This window comes from Corynebacterium sp. MSK195 (genome assembly GCF_030228885.1).
In the GTDB taxonomy this organism is placed as follows: domain Bacteria; phylum Actinomycetota; class Actinomycetes; order Mycobacteriales; family Mycobacteriaceae; genus Corynebacterium.
The window spans coordinates 1-3,101 of the sequence record NZ_JASPGT010000028.1 but is presented as its reverse complement, the minus strand read 5'-3'; the positions used below and the strand labels follow the sequence as shown (position 1 = coordinate 3,101).

At 52.6% G+C, this 3,101-nt stretch carries 4 protein-coding genes; 1 reads left to right on the top strand and 3 read right to left on the bottom strand.

The genetic code is table 11. From position 1 onward, the window contains the following. The first annotated feature begins 365 nt into the window (after positions 1-365). A complete protein-coding gene (locus QP909_RS11575; protein ID WP_005325320.1) occupies positions 366-1,055 on the top strand; it encodes a 3'-5' exonuclease in 690 nt (229 codons plus the stop codon). Positions 1,056-1,138: 83 nt separating this feature from the next. Here QP909_RS11575 and QP909_RS11570 read toward each other — a convergent pair whose 3' ends face one another. The 3 genes from QP909_RS11570 to QP909_RS11560 all read right to left on the bottom strand — a co-directional run bounded on the left by QP909_RS11570 (position 1,139) and on the right by QP909_RS11560 (position 2,594). Beyond that, positions 1,139-1,519, bottom strand: a complete 381-nt coding sequence (locus QP909_RS11570) for a hypothetical protein (protein WP_005325318.1) — start codon at positions 1,517-1,519, stop codon at positions 1,139-1,141. Beyond that, positions 1,519-1,728 (bottom strand): hypothetical protein, encoded by a 210-nt coding sequence (locus QP909_RS11565; RefSeq protein WP_005325312.1) that lies wholly within the window; start codon positions 1,726-1,728, stop codon positions 1,519-1,521. The genes QP909_RS11570 and QP909_RS11565 overlap by 1 nt, the downstream gene beginning before the upstream one ends. Before the next feature lie 362 nt (positions 1,729-2,090). Beyond that, complete coding sequence (locus QP909_RS11560) at positions 2,091-2,594, bottom strand: hypothetical protein (RefSeq protein ID WP_156794342.1); 504 nt, start codon at positions 2,592-2,594, stop codon at positions 2,091-2,093. Positions 2,595-3,101 lie beyond the last annotated feature (507 nt).

Here is a 3,101-nt window from a genome sequence, read left to right as displayed (position 1 = left end):
AACGCCGGCACGCAGCGGCCATCAGGAAATGAGAAACTGGGTCGTCTCGGCTCTCCGCCCAACTTTGCAACAGCACCCTGTAGATCTATATCCAGGGGTGATCAACCAACAAAACCGTGCAATACGGGTTACGGTTTAGGCTCCCGCCTCGCCTTGCGGCTCGTTGGGCTGCCGCCCAAATCAATAGATTTGGTTGCCACCAAAGACTCCACTACTTAAGGCACACACGCATTCTCACCGCCACCACGGGGAAAGAAAAACAATTAAAAATAAACCTCTCCTCAATTTCGACAACCTGACGCATCCGCCCACTCCCCTCTACGCCCACCGAGGACGTGTCCGGGACACTCCGTAGTGTGGTGGGCATGAACTTTTTCAACCGACTCCACGAGACTCTCACCCACCTAGAAAACGCTCTAGACAACGCTGCCCACCTGCAGGCGGGCAGGCCTGTCTTTGCCGTCATTGACACAGAGACCACGGGGTTTAACAAGCGATACGACCGCATCATTGAACTCGCCGTCGCCCGCTTTGATGAATCCTTCCGGCTTGTCGACCAGTGGCACACGTTGATTAATCCTGACGGCAAGCAGATTAAAAACTCCCACATCCACGGCATCACCAACGCTGATGTCGCCCACGCGCCCACCTTCCCAGAGGTCTACACCGAGTTCGCCGCACGTGTAGATGGGATGGTGCTCATGGCACACAATGCCCCCTTCGATTCGAAGATGATTCTTGCTGAAGCCGAGCGCATCACCCCAGACGGGGAAGACGTGTACTTCCCCTTCGTAGATACCATCGCCCTGGCTAAGCAGATGGTGTCCCTGCGCTCCTACAAACTCTCTGCTTTGCTTGACCATGTTGGGTTGCATAACCCGCAGTCCCACGCGGCTATCGCCGACGCTACCGCCACCGGACAGATGCTCAACAAACTTTTCGGGAAAGAAGCAACCAAGATTGGACGCCAAATCCTCGACCAGGCCGTCACCTTCAACGCCGGCTACACCACTAACTGGGGACTACCTTGCAAGCCCACCGTCACACGCCGCTAACGCGCACCAGTCCGCCGGCCGATAAAAGTCGCCCAGTACGCGTGTCTATCATGCGCGTGCTGGGCGACTTTCGCTTTCAGTGTTTAGGATGCTGCGAGCTTTTGGGCGCGCTGGTAAGACACTCCGAGGACTGTTCCCATATCTCGCACGGTCATTCCAGCGTTTCTCATTGCAACAGCGAGGTCATGAGTGCTTGCCTGTGCCGCAGCGGCCAGTCGTGCCGCTTCTTCGCGTTCTTTTTCGGCGCGAGCTTTCATTTCCGCAAGGCCCGGTGGGAGAACAACATCAACAATAATGTTGAGTTCGTCTGGGTCTAGGCCTGCCTGAAAGGCCAGTGCTTCGCGCATCTCGTCGGCAGCATTAGCTAGCCGCTTAGTTTGGGACACTGCCCCCAGTTCGGCGCATTCGAGCACCCATACTCCGCTGGTTCCGCGTTCTGCGGTTACTGTGTATGTCGTGGTCATTACCTCCACCAGCCTTTCCCTAGTTCTTGGGCGTATTGGTCGAAAAACTTCTTGACTGTCACATCGTCAATCTCACGGTGCCTACCTAAGGTTCGGGTTGTGCTGCCTACCCGATAAGCGTCATGGCGCGATAGGGCGATTTCCTCAAATTCAAGACCGCGCCGCTTGGCTTCCGCTTTCAATTTCTTGATGACGGCGTTTCGCTTCATAACGGTAGTCTACCGACAGGAGACTAAACAAGTCAACCATGGGTAGACAGTTTTCTTGCTCATGTTCCAAAGAAAATTAGGCGTGGGCCGGAAAGGCCAAGCCCTAGCGGGCAAAAGGCCACATTGGCGCAGAAATAGACGCTTGTGCCAAACAGACAATCACGCAAGCGATTGACGAATTAAGCAGATAAGCAAGTGACAACGGCGAGCCCATTAAGCCGCGGTGCGGATGCAACAAAGATAAGGACCCCAGATAAGCACGCTTATCCGGGGCCCTCGACGGCGTTCATCTCGTCTTCGCCAGCGCTACGTTTAGTCGGTCGATCCTTCGCGGGCGAGAAGCTCATCGCGACGCACGCGCATCAATCACAACGAGAAAATTCTTCCTGCGTCACAATCTTGCTTGAAGTTTCATCGACAGTGCTTTCTGAGGAACCTGTAATAATCTCTCCGGGCTTGAGCTCGCGTATTTCCGATAGTTTCGCATCTACTGGATACGGCTGAACATCCTCATGCGAAGTGGAAGCATTCGCAATCAACAGCTCATCAGCTTTTTCTGGTGCTTCAACTGGTGACTCTGCTTGCCAGTTCGAATCCGGATTTGAGATATCAACGTTGAAGTACCCAGACACGGGAACTTTAGCGTTAAAGCTTGCGTATTTATGATTCTCGCCGTTTACGTTCGGACCAGTCAAATCTACGCCGTCTAACTCAACTCCGCATGATTCCACCTCTACAATTACGCCACCGGATTCATTAAGTGAGAATCCAACTTGTCCGGAAATGTCTGTATAAACGGCATTTCCACAGGCTGTAAGAGAGAAAAGTCCTCCTCCCAATAGGAAATAAAGGAACAATTTCTTCATCGCTATCCTCCTAAATGCCCAGGCCAATGCGTAGGATGTACTGTTACTACAACGACGCAATCATTTCTAATCCAGTATTCATTAGAGTAGACATTTCTACATACTGTTCGAAGATTATCTCTAAGCTGTCGATTGCAGTTCGCAAATCCAGATGATGCTCCTCCAGATTCTTTTACATCGAAGTAGCAGATATCATGCCGAGCACATGCACCTCTAAAATCTGCAGAGGTCCCTCCAGGGTAGTAATAAAAATCTGGTGACTTAGTGCAGTAGTCACGCAAATCTCCGGCATTTGGATCGTAGTTATATCGACCAGGCCGTCACCTTCAACGCCGCCCACACCACCGGCTGGGGACTACCTTGCAAGCTCGCCGTCACACGCCGCTAATCCCGTGCTCTGGTTAGGGGGCGCTCCCACAGCTCCACAGAGTGAAGTGTCCCAGGTTTTGTTCCGTCTGAGTAGATGGGAAAATCTGGAATATGCCAAGAAAATTTGACCAGGATGCA